Raw genomic sequence first — 751 nt, 5'->3', positions numbered from 1 at the left:
TATTGCCGGCACAAACCCGATGCAAAGCAATGATAAACAGAGTGGAAATATCACCATGGGAGCAGGTGAAGATATCACTTTTGAAAGTGCGCAAAATACGCAAAGCACAGAAAACCACACGCAAAGCGCTTCAATGAATGTTGGGTATAGTTATGGTACCGGTGGTCCAGGGTGGATGGGGAATGCTTCTTTTGGTAAAGGCAAGGGTTCCAGTGAGGAAGTGCATCACAAGAACAGCCATATTATTGGCACCGGCACAGTTCACACAACGAGTGGGGCAAACACCACATTGGCAGGCGCCGTGGTTTCTGGAGAGCGTGTAGAAATGGAAGTAGGGGGTGATTTCGCCATTACCAGCCGCAATGATACGGGACAAAGTTCCAGCAAGCAAGACTCTTTTTCTATTGGGTTTAATGGTGGAAAAAAGGATGATGCAGCCACAACCAATATTTCCTTGAACAAGGATAAATCCTCTAGCGATTATCACAGTGTTGTGGAGCAATCAGGCATCAAAGCGGGTGATGGCGGTTTTAAGATCAACGTTAAAGATAAAACAACGCTGACCGGAGGTATTATTGAAAGCACCGTGCCGGCAGATAAAAACAGCCTGACCACAGGAAGCATTAGCACCAGTGATATCAGCAACGGTGCGCATGCTAAAGCCAGCAGCCATAGGTTTAGCATTTCTGGTGGCGGTGCTTTGCAACAGGGGAAATATGGCATCATAAAAAATATTGCTAAAAATGCTTTA

1 protein-coding gene is annotated in these 751 nt (G+C 45.9%); it reads left to right on the top strand.

The window, feature by feature from the left end; all coding sequences use genetic code 11:
- Positions 1–751 (top strand): hemagglutinin repeat-containing protein (locus ACFILA_RS09720; protein WP_375661147.1); only part of this gene is annotated, 751 nt, incomplete at both ends.

This window comes from Bartonella sp. CL71SXKL (genome assembly GCF_042194935.1).
In the GTDB taxonomy this organism is placed as follows: Bacteria; Pseudomonadota; Alphaproteobacteria; order Rhizobiales; family Rhizobiaceae; genus Bartonella.
The sequence above is the reverse complement of the archived record's forward strand: the minus strand, read 5'-3'. Positions and strand labels throughout refer to the sequence as shown.